The following is a 521-nucleotide window of genomic DNA, read 5'->3' as shown; positions in this document are numbered from 1 at the left end:
GGCAGCGCCGCCGCCGCGTCCCACGCCTCCGCCGCCACCGCCCGCGGCGGCCCCACCACCACGTCCGACGCCGGCCCCGCCGCCGCCTGCGGCTGCACCTGCGCGCCCGACACCTCCCTCGGACGCCGCCCCCAAGGCGCCGGCAGCACCTCCGCCACCTCCCGCGGCGGCACCTGCACGTCCGACGACACCGCCTCCTCCGCCGCCGGCCGCAGCGCCTGCAGCGCCGAAGCAACCTGCTGCCCCGACACCGACGCCACCGCCGCCTTCATCCCAGAAGGGGACGCCTTCGCCTGTGCCGCCACCGGCTGCCGGCGCCAAGCAGCCACCCGCGCCTGCCGCCACACCGGCTGCGCCAGCGGCATCGCCAACGACCACGCCTCCGCCCAGCGGAAGCACAGCCGCGCCGCCGCCGCGTCCCGGTGCGACACCGACACCGACAACGCCTCCGGCCGCTGGCGCACCGACCGCAGCGCCTCCCGCCGCAGGCGCGCCAACGGCCGCGCCAACCGCACCGACCG

At 79.8% G+C, this 521-nt stretch carries 1 protein-coding gene; it reads right to left on the bottom strand.

Annotated elements, in window-relative coordinates; translation table 11 throughout:
* Positions 1 to 497: hypothetical protein (locus tag AC0QUY_RS42805; RefSeq protein WP_475391770.1), on the bottom strand; the 497-nt coding region annotated here is incomplete at its 3' end.
* Positions 498 to 521: the final 24 nt, after the last annotated feature.

This window comes from Bradyrhizobium sp. WYCCWR15520, assembly GCF_056174665.1.
Note: the sequence above shows the minus strand (reverse complement) of the source record. Positions and strands in the feature narration are given on the sequence as shown.